The sequence below is a fragment of the Fulvivirga ligni genome, assembly GCF_021389935.1.
GTDB classification, from domain to species: domain Bacteria; phylum Bacteroidota; class Bacteroidia; order Cytophagales; family Cyclobacteriaceae; genus Fulvivirga; species Fulvivirga ligni.
In genome coordinates, this window is sequence record NZ_CP089979.1 from 1838674 (window position 1) to 1854730 (window position 16057).

Below are 16057 nucleotides of genomic sequence, written 5' to 3' on the forward strand. Positions count from 1 at the left end.
TGCGGGGTATCTTCTTTATCATGTCTCTTTTTAATTATATTATCAATCTACACTTTCAGTTTGTTATGCTGAAAATTTGTAGTGAATGTCCTGTAGCCCACTATTGCATATCATCCCCTGCGAAATAGCATTTCTTTTAATGGCTTCAAAAAATAGACTTAGCATTGAACCTAACCAGTTTTTAGTGTACTTGTAAAAGGTAAATCATTTTTTGTATTGGAAACACAATATTTTTAAGTTTTCAACTTTTATAAGTCAAACTCAACATTAACAACTATATGTCTATTGCCTTAAAAACCAGAGGGATAACGATCCTTCTATTACTTTTTATTGCTTCATTTATTCATGCTCAAAGCATTGAGCCTCCAGTGGCTAAGAAAGAAGAGCACCTTACCATTATCCATGGAGATACCTTAAAAGATAATTACTATTGGCTCCGGAAAAAAGGAGATTATGAGGTGATTAACTACCTCTCTGCAGAAAATGGTTATGCCCAGCGAATGACCAAAAGTGGCGATTGGATCCGAGAGAAATTACTCGAAGAGATGAAGAGCCGAATACAGGAGCGGGAAACGTCGGCCCCGAATAAGATAGATGACTATTACTATTATAATCGCTATGAGAAGGATAAAAATTATAACATTTTATGCAGAAAAAAAGGTAGCATGGATGCCGAGGAGGAAGTGCTATTGGATGTCAATAAGCTGGCTGATGGATTAGGATACATTGCCGTACGGACTCAAATAAGTCCTGATCATCAATGGCTTGCTTACCAAATAGATTATACTGGAGGACATAAGACCAGTGTTTATTTTAAAGATCTTAATACCGGAGAAGTGATTAATGATGAGCTTCATCGGGTAGGCTCTATGGTTTGGTTTAATGATAGTAAAACCATAGCCTATACTAAAAAGGATACTACTAATAGAGATTATGTAGTGCTCACGCACAGGCGGGGAGATGACGTGAAAAATGATAAAGTGCTTTTTGAGGAAAAGGATAAAACACGTGCCTTAGGACTCGCTAAAACTACTTCGAAAAAATACATTTTAATAAGCTCATCAGTTACGCTGTCCTCAGAAATCAGGTTTATGGAAGCTGATAATCCAGGCTCTCGACTAAAGCTTTTTAGGGAGCGAAGAAATGATCAGAAATATTCTATTAATCATTTTCCGGGCGAAGAATATTTCTACGTGACTAAAAACTTCCCAAACAAAAATCGTGATATTGTCCGTACCCCAGAGGAGCAGGTTTCAGAAGAGAATTGGGAGCCCTTCTTCCCGGCCAATGATACTATTCCTTTAAATGGCTTTTCGCTTTCTCCGGATTTTATGGTGGTGAATCAGCTGATTGATGGTCTTCCTTCAATTATGGTGACTAACCGCAAAACACAAGAAAGCTATAGGCTGGAGTTTCCTGATCCTTCATATACCGTTTCCGGAAGGATTGAGCTGGAATACGGCCCTGACATTCTGTTGTACAGCTATTCCTCGCAAAAGCAGCCTTCAGTAATGTATGAATATAATCTGAGAACCCGGGAGAAAACTATTTATAAAGAATCGGAAGTGCCTGGTTATGAGTCTGATAATTATATTACAGCCCGCCTTTTTGCTACTGCTGATGATGGTACTGAAATTCCAATTTCTGTAATGTATAAAAAAGGTTTAGAGCTGAACGGCCAAAATCCAGTGTGGCTAAAGGGCTATGGTTCTTATGGTAGTACAAACTTTCCTAGTTTCAGTTTGGATGAGATCAGCATGTTGGAGCGAGGTTTTGTTATGGCTACAGCTCATATAAGAGGCGGCGGAGAGTATGGTCCTGAGTGGTACGAAGCAGGTAAACTCTATAATAAGAAAAATACCTTTACTGATTTTATTGCTTGTTCTGAATATCTGATTAATGAAGGTTATACCAATAATAAAAAGTTAGTGATATCCGGCACTAGTGCAGGAGGTTTACTGATGGGAGCGGTATTAAATATGCGCCCTGATTTGTATCAGGCTGCCATTGTGAATGTGCCCTTTGTGGATGTAGTTAACACCATGCTGGACGAAACTATTCCTCTAACTACCTTTGAGTACGATGAATGGGGTAATCCAAATGAAAAAGGATACTTCGATTACATGATGTCATACTCTCCTTATGATAACATTAAGGCTCAGGATTATCCTATGATGTTGGTTCAGGGTGGCTATAATGACAAAAATGTAGCATACTGGGAGCCAGCCAAATACGTGGCAAAATTGAGAGCTACCAAAACGGATGATAATAGGCTTTATCTGAAAACAGTAATGAATGCAGGCCATGGCCTAAGCTCAGGTAGGGATGGTTGGTTAAAACAACAGGCCTTTGAGCAGTCGTTTATGCTTAATGCTGTAGGTGTAGATGCTGGCTATGGTACCATAAGGGGTACAGTTACTGATCCTGATGGTGAGCCGATGCCATTCGTAAATGTTTTCCTAAAAGGCTCTACCACAGGTACTACTACTAACACCAATGGTGAGTATGCCCTGGATTTAAGAAGTGGCAATTATCAAATTGTATTTAGTCATGTGGCCTACACGAATACTGTAAAGGACATCAATGTAAAAGGAGATGTAGATCTCGATGTTAAATTGTCCTCAGATGCCATCATGTTAAAAGACATAGTGGTGAGTGATAGCTATGAAGATGCTGGTTATGAGATTATTAAAAAAGCCATGGCCAAAAGAAAAGATTATCTAAAAGCGGTAGATGGTTTCTCTGCTGATGTATATATGAAGTCCTTTGATCGGCTGGATGAGATTCCTGAAAAGCTCCCTGCCTTCCTGCCAAAAGAGGACTTGCCAGATAGTACAGACCTTGGACTCATTTATCTAAGTGAATCCATCTCAGAACTGTATAAAAAGCAGCCTGATGAAGTAAAGGAGGTCATGATTTCCTCTAAAGTAGGTGGTTGGAGTCAGGGCTATAGCTGGAACCAGGCAGGCCAAATTGATTTCAACTATTATCAAAACCTCATAGATATCGGTGATTTGGCTGCCAGAGGAATAGTGAGTCCAATTGCGGCCAATGGTCCGATGTTTTATAGGTACAAATATCTGGGTGAAATAGAAAAGCAAGGAAGTAAAGTAAATAAGATAGAGGTAATACCCAGGCGAAGAAATGACCCTGTGTTTGCTGGTAACATTTACATAGCTGAGGATACCTGGAATGTTGTAGGTGTAGATATGATATTGACTAATAGGCAGATAGAATTTTATGATACGCTGCACATAGAGCAGGATTATGTGAAAATAGAAGAGGACTTATGGATGCCGCTGTTGCTCAAAACTTATTCTAAAATTAAAATCTTCGGTTTTGCAGGCTCTACTAATAATATCATAAGTTATAAAAACTATGAGGTGAATCCGGATTTTCCTAAAAACCTCTTTAATAATGAGATCTTCAAAATAGAAAAGGAGGCCAATAAAAAGGACTCATCTTACTGGGTAGAACATAGACCTGTGGTACTCACAGATGAAGAGATCAAATACTATTATAAAAGTGATAGCACCGAAAAGCTGCATCAGTCCAAAGAGTATCTGGACTCCTTAGATAGAGTGAGGAATAAAGTAAAGTGGGGTGAGCTTCTTACGGGTGTAAGCATACGCAATAGATATAAAAATACATATTATAATTTCTCGGGTTTGCTGGAAATGCTACAGTTCAACACGGTAGAAGGTTTGGTGGCAAATTTCAAATGGAGTAGATACAAAGGGGAATGGTGGACTTTCGATAAGAAAAGCTATTACCTCAGCGGCACGCTCAGATATGGCTTTGCTAATCAGGGCTTTAATGTTACGGGAGCTTTTGCTAAAACGCTGAATAACATGACCATGGAGCGGATTTCCTTCTCCGGAGGTCAAACTGTGGCTCAGATTAATAACTTAGATCCTATTTCACCTATCGTCAACGCTTCATATTCACTTTTTGGTAGAGACAATTACATGAAGCTTTACCAGAAGCAGTTTTTTGAGGCTGGCTATCAGAAGGAGGTGACCAATGGTATTTTACTTACAGGGCAGTTAGGCTATGAAAACCGAAAGCCTATGGTAAATCACTCTGATTATGCCTTTGTTTCGGAAAAGGAAGATAGAATGTATACTTCTAATAATCCATTATCTCCATATTCTGATGAACCACTTTTCTCTGAGCATCAGGCTCTAATGTTTAAGATGCAGGCTCGTTTCAGGATCAAGCAAAAGTATGCTACCCGACCAGATAGGAAGGTGATATATGGTTCTAAATACCCAACACTCACGTTAAACTATAAAAAAGGTATATCAGCTTTAGGTAGCGATGTAGACTTTGATTTTGCCAATATAGTTATAGGCGATAATCTGGACTTAGGACTTTTAGGGGTGTCGTCTTATGATATCACTTTTGGAGGATTCTTCAATAAGTCTGCAGTGCCGTTTTTAGACTACAAGCATTTCCAGGGTAATGAAACTATATTTTTAAATAAGCAAGAGTATTATGGAAGGGATCGTTCGCCGCTAACTGCCTTCCATATCCTTGATTATTACAGCAAAAGTACCACCAGTACTTATTGGGAAGGTCACTACGAGCATCACTTCAATGGCTTTCTGTTAAATAAATTTCCATTGGTAAGAAAACTGAAGTTCCAGGCCTTGGGTGGTGTCAATCTCTTAAAAGCCGGTGATAGGGAGTATACCGAACTTTATTTCGGAGTTGAAAATATATTTAAAGTAATGCGGGTAGATTTTGCCGCCGGTTATGATGATATAGATAAGGTGAAAACCGGAGTAAGGATTTGGATTGGTATTTCTAATCTATAAAAAGTGAAAAAGAGGCTTTATTAAAAGTAGGTATTCTTTATTCTACTTTTAATAAAGCCTCTTTTATTTATCTCAAATAGAAAGAGTAATAACCTTCTCTTCCTTTGTTATTAACGCCTTCTATAATTACCCGGCCTCTTATCTTTTCAAGGATATCAACCAGTTTTTCAGGTTCTTTTATAGCTACTCTGTTAATATCTGTAACAATGAAATCTTCAGATATACCTACTCTTCGTAAAAGGCCATTTTGAATATTAAAAACCTTCACACCATATTCAATACCTAGCAGATCTCGCTCTACTTTCGGTACTGTTTCAAACTGAGCTCCTAAAGATTCAGAGGTGAAAATTTCCCTCTTCAAAATGCTGGTTGTTCCTTCTCTGTTTGTAAGTGTAAGGTTAGCTGTATTTCTTTTTCCATCTCGTTTGTAAGTAAAACTGATTTTGTCTCCAGGAGAATGATAGCTCAACTCTTCCTCAAAGGCACTCCTTGTATTGGTGGTCATTTCATTCACAGCCAATATGATGTCACCTTCTTCAAGGCCTGCTTTGGCTGCTGCTCCGTCTTTCTGAACATAGCTCAGCAATACTCCATTATAAGAGGCATTGTCTTTTATGTCTAGCCTTTTGGCCACGGCCGCATCAAAGTCAGATACTTCTCCGCCAAAGAAGGCTTTTTGTACCTCACCGTATTCTACGAGGTCGCCTACAATTTTCTTTACAATATCAATGGGCACCGCGAAACCATAACCAGCATAAGATCCGGTTTGAGATAAAATGGCGGTGTTAATGCCTACCAGCTCTCCATTTTTATTTACCAGAGCTCCCCCGCTGTTTCCGGGGTTAATGGCGGCATCAGTTTGTATGAAAGATTCAATAGGAAATTTGCCCTGCAAGATATTGATCTCACGACCTTTAGCACTAACTATGCCTGCTGTTACGGTGGAGGTTAAATTGAACGGGTTGCCCACTGCAATCACCCATTCTCCTACCTTCAGGTTCTTAGAGCTACCGATAGGCACAGCTGGTAATGATTTTTCATCTATTTTGAGCACAGCAAGATCCGTGGAAGGGTCGGTTCCGATCAGCTCGGCTGTATATATGTTTTTATTATATACTACCTCAAGCTTATCAGCATCCTGCACCACGTGATTATTGGTTACAATGTACCCGTCTTCAGAAAAGATAACGCCGGATCCACTACTGATTTGGGTTTGCCTGCTCGGCGAATTATCAAAAAACCAATCTAAATAGGTAGTTCTATAAGCTGTTTTTGAAATGTTTTTGATATATACCACACTCTTCGTGCTAGTCTCTGAAGCCATTACAAAATCAGAAGTAATGTCAGGTATGGCTGCCTTTGATGTAGTATAATTAGGGGTGTCTGTGTTGTGAACAAGCTGGAAGCTGTCAGACGCTGAAGCCTGATCTACATCTGCTTTTGGTTTTATAAGTTCAAATGTAAATGCTCCTCCAAGCCCTGCGGTAAAACTTAATAATACAATTTGAAGCGTCTTTCGCATATCTCTGTTTTTTACTGTTTAAGTGAACAAAAATTGTGCTGGTATAAAGAACGTTACATTTTCCGTCAAGTTTTAAATTTAAATGTAAATATTTGTTAATGAGCTTTTCACTTTTAATGAAGGCTAAGAAACAGAGTTAATTATCTTTGCGCTATGGGTATTCGATCTACTTTAAGTAAACCATTCGCCTCTTATGTGGTGAAGCAGCAAAAAAAATGGTCAGCACAGCCTGGTAAATATCAGGAGCAGATTTTTAAAAATATTGTCAAAACAGCTGCTAACACCAAGTTTGGTCAGGATCATGGTTTTTCTGAAATAAGAAACTTTGCTGATTTTCAGGAAAGAGTACCAGTGAGAGATTATGAACTACTGTCTCCTTATGTAAAAGAAGTGGTAGGCGGCAAAAGCGATATCCTTTGGCCTGGAAAACCTGAATATTTTGCTAAAACCTCAGGTACTACGTCAGGCACCAAATATATTCCTATTACTAAAGAGTCGATTCCTAATCATATCAATTCTGCCAGAGATGCATTATTAAGCTATGTGCATGAAACTGGTAAGTCCAGGTTTTTAGATGGAAGCCTTATTTTCTTGTCAGGTAGTCCTATTTTGACTAAAACAGCAGGTATCAACACCGGCCGACTGTCGGGTATAGTAAATCATCATGTGCCTGGGTACCTCAGAACTAATCAGATGCCTAGCTATGAGACTAATTGTATTGAAGACTGGGAAGAAAAGCTTGAGAAGATCATAGACGAGACCATTGATAAGAATATGAGTCTCATCTCTGGGATTCCGCCATGGGTACAAATGTATTTTGATCGAATTCAGAATAGAACAGGTAAGAAAATTAAAGATGTATTCCCTGATTTTGAACTCTTTGTTTATGGAGGGGTGAATTTTGAGCCTTATCGGGCGAAATTATATGAAACCATAGGGAAGAAGGTAGATTCAGTGGAGACCTATCCGGCTTCGGAAGGTTTTATCGCTTATCAGGATACTCAAACTGAAGAAGGCCTGCTTTTATTGGCTAATTCAGGAATATTCTATGAGTTTATACCGGCAGATGAGTTTTTTAATGATAACCCCAGAAGGTTAACCATTGAAGAAGTAGAAGTAGGGGTGAACTATGCAGTGGTGCTCAGTAGTAATGCAGGTTTATGGGGTTATAGCATTGGAGATACCGTGAAGTTTGTTTCAAAGTATCCACATAGATTATTGGTAACAGGCAGAATAAAGCATTTTATCTCCGCTTTTGGTGAGCACGTGATAGGTGAGGAGGTAGAAAAGGCCATGAAGTTTACGCTAGAGAAGTATGAAGACGTAGAAATTGTGGAGTTTACAGTAGCCCCTCAGGTTACGCCTGAAGAAGGTTTACCTTTGCATGAGTGGTATGTTGAGTTCTCAAATCCACCATCAGATTTGAAAGCCTTTGAAAAAGAGCTAAATTCGCAGCTTCAAAAATTAAATAGTTACTATGATGATCTGCTTACGGGTAACATTCTGAGAAACCTGGAAGTGGTGTCACTTCAGAAAGATTCCTTTATTAATTATATGAAGTCTCAAGGTAAGCTAGGTGGCCAAAATAAAGTGCCCAGGTTATCTAATGATAGGAAAATTGCTGATGCATTAATGAGTTACAGAATACAATCTTAGTGATGCGATTATTTTTAACCCTGGTCATAATTTTTTTATCTCTTACGGTCAAAGCTCAGCTGAGGCCTAAGAAAGGGCATATTAAAAACTTTGAAATTGAGCAGGAGCTGTGGTATGAAGGTCAAGTGACGCTCGAAAATGGTAAAGTTCTAACAGGAGAGCTTAACTATAATTTCATAAATGATCTGCTTCGTTTGAGAAACGATGATAAGATACGATCATTTACATCAGAACAGGCTTTATCTTTCCAGTATACTAATGAGGGGGCATTAAGTGTATACTATTCTTTACCCTTTAAAAACGAAATGACTAATAGAGCAAAGTTCGTATTTTATAAGGTGTTGTATCAGGCTAAAGATGTAGCTTTATTGTGCAGGCATGATATGATTGTGAAGCAAGATCAAGATGTCGGTTATGATAATCAGACAATATATCAATATGAATACGAAGATGTAGAAAGAACCATCTATTTGGTGAAATTGAATCAAGAGCCTGAGCCTATGATGAAAGCTAAGATTATTGAAACCTCAAAATTCAGTCAATTTTTTCTTTTACATTATAGGCGCAAAAAGCCTGAAGGTACGGCTACTGATGAGGAAGATTTAAAATATAGCCGACTATATAAAGGTGAGGTCTATGATTTATTCCCGGAACAGAGAGATCAATTAAAGGAATATATTGAAAAGGAGAACCTCAAGCTTAAAACTGAAGAGGGTTGGATTCAACTTTTAAAATATAGAGATACGCTAGCGTAAATTTAGTTTAGAATAAAAACGTTTTGTCAGAAAAGAAAAATATAGCCATACTCGGGTCTACGGGATCTATTGGTACTCAGGCACTGGAAGTGATAGAAGCTAATCCTGAAAGTTTTCAGGTAGAAGTGCTTACTGCTCAGAATAATTACGAGCTACTTATACAGCAAGCTCGGAAATATAAACCAAACGCTGTTGTTATTTCTAATGATGCTCATTACAAAACAGTGTTCGACGCTTTGGATCCTGAGGATATAAAGGTGTATGCAGGGGAGAAAGCACTGGCATCAGTCACTGACATGGATAGCATAGATGTAGTACTCACCGCTTTGGTGGGCTATAGCGGTGTAAAGCCGACTATCAGAGCCATCGAATCAGGTAAAAATATTGCATTAGCCAATAAGGAGACATTGGTAGTGGCAGGTGAGTTAATTACCAAGCTTGCCCAGGAAAAGGCTGTAAATATCTATCCTGTAGATTCAGAACACTCCGCTATTTTTCAATGCCTGGTAGGTGATTTTCATAATCCCATTGAAAAGATCATACTTACAGCTTCTGGAGGTCCATTTAGAGGAAAGAATCCTGAAGAACTCGCCCATGTTACCAAACAACAGGCTTTAAAGCATCCTAATTGGGATATGGGAGCCAAAGTTACTATTGATTCGGCATCATTAATGAACAAGGGGCTGGAGGTAATTGAAGCGAAGTGGCTTTTCAATTTAAAGCCAGAGCAAATTGATGTAGTGGTGCATCCGCAATCTATCATCCATTCTATGGTGCAGTTTGAGGATGGTTCCATCAAAGCTCAAATGGGCTTGCCAGACATGAAATTGCCTATACAATATGCTATAGCTTACCCGGAAAGGCTCAAGTCAAACTTCCCAAGGTTTGATTTTACCCAGTATCCTCAGCTCACGTTCGAGCAGCCGGATACTACCACTTTTAGGAATTTAGCACTTGCTTATGAGGCACTTAAGAAAGGAGGCAATATGCCATGTATCTTAAACGCTGCCAATGAAATAGCGGTGGAGGAATTTTTAAAAGATAATATTGGTTTTCTTCAAATGTCTGACATTGTGGAGAAATGTATGGAGAAAATTTCGTTTATTAGTACTCCTTCTTTAGAGGATTACGTAAACACAGACAAAGAAACAAGAATAAAAGCACTTCAATTAATTAAATAAATGGAAGGATTAATTATGGCGGCTCAGATCATTCTGAGCTTATCAATTTTAGTGGGACTGCATGAAATGGGGCATTTACTTGCTGCCAAGATGTTCGGAATGAGAGTGGAGCAGTTCTCTATAGGTTTTCCCCCTCGGATTTTTAGTTTCAAATACGGAGAAACAGAATATGCGCTTAGCGCCATCCCATTAGGTGGTTTCGTTAAAATTTCAGGTATGATCGATGAGTCTATGGATACTGAGGCTATGAAAGAGCCACCAAAACCATATGAGTTTAGATCAAAGCCAGCCTGGCAGAGGCTTATTGTAATGCTTGGAGGTATCATTGTAAATGTTATCACCGGTATAATCATTTTCGTGTGTCTCACCTTTGTGTATGGTGAAATGTTCATTTCTAATGACATGGTTAATGAAAATGGCGGAATTGTAGCTTTAGATCTTGGTGAGGAGCTGGGTTTGAAAACTGGTGATCAGATTGTAAAGATTAATGGTCAGGAAGTGCATGATTTTTCAGAGATTCTTAACCCTAATACATTCATGGGGTCCGGCGCTTATTATAGCGTTATAAGAGATGGCGAGTCAAAGCGAATAGCCATTCCAGATGATTTTATTGATAAAATGAATTCAAAGGAGGCGCAAAGCAACTTTGTAATGCCTAATATCTATAAAATGCCTCCAGTTGTGGGGCGTGTAGAAGCAGGTAGCCTTGCGGATAGAATAGGGTTGAAGCCTGGGGATAAATTCCTAAATGTTGGTGGTGTAACTATTAACAAATTTGAAGACATTCAGAATGTATTAAAAGGCTATAATAAGGATTCCATCTCCATGGAGGTGGTAAGAGAGGGTGAAACGCTCACCTACAACGAATATTTCGGAAAAGATTCAGTAATAGGTTTTGCTGTAGACGTACCAGTAGAAAAGAAGGATTATTCTTTCGGTCAATCTATAGGTCTTGGTACTAAAAAAGCATTTGGAATAGTTTTCTTGCAGATCAAGGCGTTTGGTAAAATGTTCAGTGGCGATCTTTCTGTTACTAAATCATTGTCAGGTCCTATTGGTATAGCCAAAGCTTACGGTGGTGAGTGGATTTGGGAGCGATTCTGGAGTATGACTGGTCTGCTTTCAATGGTACTTGCGTTTATGAACTTACTACCTATTCCAGCGCTTGACGGAGGGCATGTGATGTTCCTTACTTACGAAATGATATCAGGTCGTAAGCCGTCAGATAAGTTCCTTGAAAATGCCCAAAAGGTGGGTATGGCATTTTTACTTCTTTTAATGGTATTTATTTTCTTCAACGATATTTTCAAAGAATTCCTGAAGCCTTTGATAGGATAGGGTGTTTTTTGAACCACATTTAAGGAAAGCCGTCAGTTTTGACGGCTTTTTTTGTTTTTAAGCCCTCTTCCTTATGAATGTAAGCTCTAAGGATTGCTAAATCATTTTCATCAATGGTTAAATCGTCATTTTGACGCTTTTCAAACGGATGCACTCTGCTCATCCTTACCTGTTCTGATGTAAGTTCTTCCGTGGTAAACTTCCACAACCATCATTTATGTAATTATTTAAATATTTTATTGTTTTTCAGGTCTTGAAAAATGATGAAATCGAATATTTTAACATTTTCAAAATTGCAACGTTTGCAATTTTAAAATTTGCAAATTATTGTATCAATTCGAGGTGATAATATTAAAATAACTCACATTTATCGTTAACGATGGTGTAATATATACCCTATAAGTGCTTATTTAGGTCATGGTTTTTTAATCTGGGGGTAAAATTTATACCTGAATATTTCCTAATTACCAATAATTAGCTTTTCTTCGATGTTGAATTGAGCGCTTACTCTTTAGCAGAATATAATTATTACATCAACCTTTTATTTAATTCATTTATTATGCAATTATTAGATTTGACAGAATTTTCTTCTTCCATGATCGCTGGTGGAGGCGTAATTCTCGATGAAGCTATGGCTCTTCAGCAAGAGGCAATAGCTAATGGCCTGTTTACCGCCAATAACATATGGATGATGCTATCTACGGCATTAGTCTTTATTATGCACCTCGGCTTTGCTGGTGTAGAGGCAGGTTTTGGTCAAGCGAAAAACACTGTAAACATCCTGTTTAAAAACACACTTACACCTATTATAGGAGTTCTTACTTACTTCTTCGTAGGTTTTAACCTTATGTACCCTGGTTTTGCTGAAGGTGATGCTGGTATATTCGGTTTTGCAGGATTTGGTTTATCGTTACCAGAAAATGGTAACACGGTAGACTATGCTAGTGGTGGTTATACTTACTGGACTGATTTCTTATTTCAGGCCATGTTCGCTGCAACTGCTGCTACAATTGTATCTGGTGCTGTAGCTGAGCGTATCAAATTATCAACTTACTTAATCTTTACTTTCATTTTCGTTGGCCTTGTATACCCTATAGTAGGTAGCTGGAAATGGGGTGCTGGATGGTTAGATCAATTAGGATTCTATGACTTTGCAGGTTCTACATTAGTTCACTCTGTAGGTGGCTGGGGAGCTTTAGCAGGTATTATTGTGCTCGGACCAAGAATTGGTAAATATGTAGATGGTAAAGTAATAGACAAGCCAGGTTCTAGTGTGCCTTTGGCAGTAATAGGTGTATTCTTATTATGGTTAGGCTGGTTTGGTTTCAATGGTGGTTCTGTACTATCTGCTGATCCTGCTACAGTATCTTATGTACTAGTTACTACATCTTTAGCTGCTTGTACAGGTGGTTTAGGAGCTATGTTCACTGCGCTTATCACTTTCAAAAGACTTGACCTTGGTATGGTGCTAAACGGTATTCTTGCTGGTTTAGTAGGTATCACTGCCGGTGCTGATGTAATTTCTCCTAACTGGGCCCTTCTTGTAGGCTTTATTGCTGGTATCCTGGTTGTAATTTCTGCAATATCATTAGATAAATTCAAACTAGACGATGTAGTAGGTGCTGTTTCAGTACACCTTACTTGTGGTGTGTGGGGAACATTAGCGGTTGGACTTTTCAGTTCAAATCCAGATCATACCTTAGTAAAACAACTTATCGGAGTAGCAGCTTGTGGTGCTACAGCGTTTATAGCAGCTTTCATCATATTCTATGCATTGAAATTAACAGTGGGAATCAGAGTATCTGCAGAGCACGAAAGACAAGGGATGGACAGTCATGAGCATGGTATCAGAGGATATACCATCGTTTATGATGAATAAAATGCATTAACATCTTATCAACAATATTAGAAGTCACCCTGGAAGAGCTCTCACCCATCTTCCAGGGCCTTATATGACTTCACAGCTAACATAACTATTAACCTTAACACAAATTAAAATGAAAAAGTATTATTTATTACTAATGATAGCTACTTTTTTAGGAACGGTAGAAGTAAACGCTCAGGACGATGAAGTAGAAGAGTCAAAACCGGCTCTTAGTATTTCAGGTTCTGTGGATGCTTATTACAGGCTAAATTTTTCAGCGCGCAATAAAGTGGATGACAACTTTGGGTATGCTGCTCCAGGGACATCTTTCGCTAATTTACCAGGCTTTGCTTTGGGGATGGCCAACATTGTAACCTCTTACGAAGGGGAAAAAGCTGGATTTGTAGCTGATTTAGTATTTGGTCCTAGAGGTGAAGATGCTGTTTTTGGCTCTCCATTATATAATGCAGGCCGCGGGAGCTCTCAAATAGTGAACCAATTATATGCTTACTGGAATGTGAGTGATGCGGTAACCTTAACTTTAGGAAATTTCAATACTTATTTAGGTTATGAAGTAATCTCACCTGCTTCTAATTTTAATTACTCTACTTCTTACATGTTTTCTTACGGTCCCTTCTCTCATACTGGGTTGAAAGCAGATTTTGCATTTTCAGATGATGTTAGTGCTATGCTAGCTATCATGAACCCAACTGATATGACAGAATTGAACGTTACAGGAACTTATACACTTGGAGCTCAGATAGGATTTGGAGGAGCTTACCTTAATTTCCTATATGGAGATCAAGATGGTAAACTTGATGAGGATTTTGATGGACCGGGCGAGAATTCTGCTGGTACTACTTTTCAAGTTGATCTTACAGGTGGATGGGATCTTTCAGATGCTGTTTACTTAGGTGTTAATGCCACTTACAATACTACATCTGCAGGTGAAGCCATAGATGCATTAGGTCAATTGGAAGATGCCGATGGAGATGGATCTGGATTTTATGGTGTGGCTGGCTACTTTCAGGTAGCAGCATCAGAAGCTTTTTCTGTAGGCGCAAGAGTGGAGTACTTTAAAATGTTCAATGGTGGGCTTATTGATGGTTCAGGAGCTGCTCCTATCGGTTATGATGCCGATGGAGATGGAAGTGTAATCGATCTAACACTTTCAGCTAATTATAAAGTAGGTAATCTTACTATCATTCCTGAATTCAGACTTGATTCTACATCAGAGGATTATTTCTACGACAAGGATTATGAAGCTAGCAAAAGCCTAAGTTCTTTCGTTTTAGCAGCTGTTTATTCTTTTTAATTAAAATTATATGACTTTAACTCCGGCGATATTGTTTTCTGTGATACTTCTCATTACCCCTCATAAAGGAGAGGTGGTGGATAGTCTATCTTATCAGGAAGTAATATCGTGTGAGGGGGTGGCTAAACAAACTCTATATGAGAGTTTATCACTGGCCATGTATTCTATTTATGATAGTGCTTCAGTAAATATTGTAAATGAAAACACCATTAATATAAAGGTGGATATTACAGTGGCGAATAGCATTGTGGGCAAAGTAGGAAACCCTGCCGGAGAGCTTGATTTTACCATTGACGTTGACGTAAAAGATGAAAAATTCAGGTATAGAGCATATGATTTTTATTTCACTCCAATGGAGCGTAATCGCTACGGAAGGTTTGAATTAAAGGGAAAAAAAGAAGCTGTGATAGAAGAAGAATTTAAGCAGCGTAAAGCTTTGCTCAAAAAAATAAAAAGCGAAAGTGAGGAGTATTTGTCAGACCTCGCTGCCAGGCTGAAATCTGAAATAATAAAAGAAAAAGACAACGAAACAACTGAATGGTAACTAATAACTAATAAATCAAAACTATGGGAAAATCAAAACTCGAATACGTATGGCTTGATGGGTACAAGCCTACGCAAAGCTTGAGAAGCAAAACTAAAATTGTTTCTGACTTTGATGGAAAACTAGAAAGCTGCCCAATATGGTCATTCGACGGTAGTTCTACCGAGCAGGCTGAAGGAAACTCTTCAGATTGTCTGTTAAAGCCTGTAGCAATATTCCCGGATCCAGACAGAAAAAATGGATACCTGGTAATGACATCTGTACTTAACCCTGATGGTACTCCACACGTAACTAACGGTCGTGCTCTAATCGATGATGATGATAACGACTTCTGGTTCGGATTTGAGCAAGAATATTTCTTGTGGGATCCTTCTACTAACCTTCCATTAGGTTTCCCTACTGGTGGTTATCCTCGTCCTCAAGGGCCTTACTACTGCTCAGTAGGTGCTAAAAATGCATATGGTAGAGAAATTATCGAAGAGCATTTAGATCTTTGCCTTGAAGCAGGTATCAATGTAGAAGGTATTAATGCTGAAGTAGCTACAGGACAGTGGGAATTCCAAATTTTCGCTAAAGGTGCTGAGCAAGCAGGTGATCAAATTTGGATTGCCAGATATTTATTAGAAAGAACAGCTGAAAAATATGGTTTGTCTATCAACTGGCATCCTAAGCCATTAAAAGGCGACTGGAATGGATCTGGTATGCACGCTAACTTCTCTAACAGCGCTCTTAGAACTGCAGGCACTAAAGATGTATATGATACTATCTGTGAAGCATTCGGACCTGTAATTAAAGAGCACATTGCTGTATACGGTGCTGATAACGATCAGAGATTAACTGGAGCTCACGAGACTCAGTCTATCGATAAATTTAGCTATGGAGTATCTGATAGAGGTGCTTCTATAAGAATTCCTATCGCAACCGTAGAAAACGGATGGAAAGGATGGTTGGAAGATAGAAGACCTGCTTCTAACGGTGATCCTTATAAAATTGCGGCCAGAATTATCAAAACTGTAAAATCAGTTTCTGAGCCAGTATCAGCTTAAGCTGAAAAGTCAATTA

The 16057-nt window shown here is 38.6% G+C and carries 11 protein-coding genes; 9 read left to right on the plus strand and 2 right to left on the minus strand.

What is annotated here, in order from left to right; translation table 11 throughout:
- Positions 1 to 278 precede the first annotated feature (278 nt).
- The gene (locus LVD16_RS08230) at positions 279 to 4820 is read left to right on the plus strand and encodes a DUF5686 family protein (protein ID WP_233773450.1); all 4542 of its coding nucleotides are present in this window, start codon (positions 279 to 281) and stop codon (positions 4818 to 4820) included.
- A 67-nt stretch (positions 4821 to 4887) separates the two neighbouring features.
- On the opposite strand, the gene LVD16_RS08235 is transcribed toward LVD16_RS08230, so the two are convergent.
- Positions 4888 to 6342, minus strand: coding sequence for a S1C family serine protease (locus tag LVD16_RS08235; RefSeq protein WP_233773451.1), 1455 nt, complete (start codon positions 6340 to 6342; stop codon positions 4888 to 4890).
- A 153-nt stretch (positions 6343 to 6495) separates the two neighbouring features.
- On the opposite strand from LVD16_RS08235, the gene LVD16_RS08240 reads away from it, so the two are divergent.
- The 4 genes from LVD16_RS08240 to rseP are packed head-to-tail and all read left to right on the plus strand — an operon-like array spanning position 6496 to position 11272.
- Positions 6496 to 7998 (plus strand): GH3 auxin-responsive promoter family protein, encoded by a 1503-nt coding sequence (locus LVD16_RS08240; RefSeq protein ID WP_233773452.1) that lies wholly within the window; start codon positions 6496 to 6498, stop codon positions 7996 to 7998.
- A 2-nt stretch (positions 7999 to 8000) separates the two neighbouring features.
- Entirely contained in the window at positions 8001 to 8753 is a 753-nt protein-coding gene (locus tag LVD16_RS08245) for a hypothetical protein (protein ID WP_233773453.1), read from the plus strand.
- Between the two features lie 23 nt (positions 8754 to 8776).
- Positions 8777 to 9934 carry a 1-deoxy-D-xylulose-5-phosphate reductoisomerase gene (locus LVD16_RS08250; protein WP_233773454.1) on the plus strand — a complete coding sequence of 386 codons (1158 nt, stop codon included), beginning with the start codon at positions 8777 to 8779 and terminating at the stop codon, positions 9932 to 9934.
- Positions 9935 to 11272, plus strand: a complete 1338-nt coding sequence (gene rseP, locus LVD16_RS08255; RefSeq protein WP_233773455.1) for an RIP metalloprotease RseP — start codon at positions 9935 to 9937, stop codon at positions 11270 to 11272.
- 19 nt (positions 11273 to 11291) lie between these two features.
- Here rseP and LVD16_RS08260 read toward each other — a convergent pair whose 3' ends face one another.
- A complete protein-coding gene (locus tag LVD16_RS08260) occupies positions 11292 to 11480 on the minus strand; it encodes a hypothetical protein (protein WP_233773456.1) in 189 nt (62 codons plus the stop codon).
- A 423-nt stretch (positions 11481 to 11903) separates the two neighbouring features.
- Here LVD16_RS08260 and LVD16_RS08265 point away from each other — a divergent pair, with 423 nt between their 5' ends.
- The 4 genes from LVD16_RS08265 (at position 11904) to LVD16_RS08280 (ending at position 16041) form a co-directional block, all read left to right on the plus strand.
- Entirely contained in the window at positions 11904 to 13151 is a 1248-nt protein-coding gene (locus LVD16_RS08265) for an ammonium transporter (RefSeq protein ID WP_233774581.1), read from the plus strand.
- A gap of 118 nt (positions 13152 to 13269) precedes the next feature.
- Positions 13270 to 14451: a porin gene (locus tag LVD16_RS08270; protein ID WP_233773457.1), complete on the plus strand. Its 1182-nt coding sequence runs from the start codon at positions 13270 to 13272 to the stop codon at positions 14449 to 14451.
- 10 nt (positions 14452 to 14461) lie between these two features.
- Positions 14462 to 14995: a DUF4468 domain-containing protein gene (locus LVD16_RS08275; RefSeq protein WP_233773458.1), complete on the plus strand. Its 534-nt coding sequence runs from the start codon at positions 14462 to 14464 to the stop codon at positions 14993 to 14995.
- 23 nt (positions 14996 to 15018) lie between these two features.
- Positions 15019 to 16041 carry a glutamine synthetase beta-grasp domain-containing protein gene (locus LVD16_RS08280; RefSeq protein ID WP_233773459.1) on the plus strand — a complete coding sequence of 341 codons (1023 nt, stop codon included), beginning with the start codon at positions 15019 to 15021 and terminating at the stop codon, positions 16039 to 16041.
- Positions 16042 to 16057: the final 16 nt, after the last annotated feature.